A 528-nucleotide genomic window follows, 5' to 3' on the forward strand; every position below is an offset into this window, starting at 1 on the left:
GGAAAAAGCCAGAAATGCGCTCGAACAGCTCTTTTCTGCCGGGACGTTACGTAAACGCAGTAGTCGTTATCGTCTCAAGCCCCATTAACCTGTCGGAGGTGCCGGGTGTCCTACAACACCCGGCATTAACATCATGAAAAAGACCCGTACAGCCAATTTGCACCATCTTTATCATGAACCCTTACCCGAAAACCTGAAGCTCACGCCGAAGGTCGAAGTGGATAATGTTCATCAACGACAGACAACGGATGTCTATGAACATGCTTTAACGATTACCGCCTGGCAGCAGATTTACGATCAGCTGCATCCGGGCAAGTTTCATGGTGAATTTACGGAAATTCTACTCGATGATATTCAGGTTTTTCGTGAATACACCGGTCTGGCGCTGCGTCAGTCGTGCCTGGTCTGGCCGAACTCGTTCTGGTTTGGCATTCCGGCGACGCGCGGTGAGCAGGGATTTATCGGTTCGCAATGTCTGGGAAGCGCGGAAATCGCCACCCGCCCTGGTGGCACTGAATTTGAACTGAG

Annotated in this window: 2 pseudogenes; both read left to right on the forward strand. The window is 51.1% G+C overall.

Annotated elements, in window-relative coordinates:
• Positions 1 to 88: pseudogene (locus ACS8YF_RS20140) on the forward strand (ethanolamine utilization protein EutK); the annotation flags it as partial.
• Positions 89 to 133: 45 nt separating this feature from the next.
• A pseudogene (locus ACS8YF_RS20145) lies at positions 134 to 528 on the forward strand (HTH-type transcriptional regulator EutR); the annotation flags it as partial.

Source organism: Salinisphaera sp. SWV1, from assembly GCF_052044155.1.
Classification (GTDB): Bacteria; Pseudomonadota; Gammaproteobacteria; order Nevskiales; family Salinisphaeraceae; genus Salinisphaera.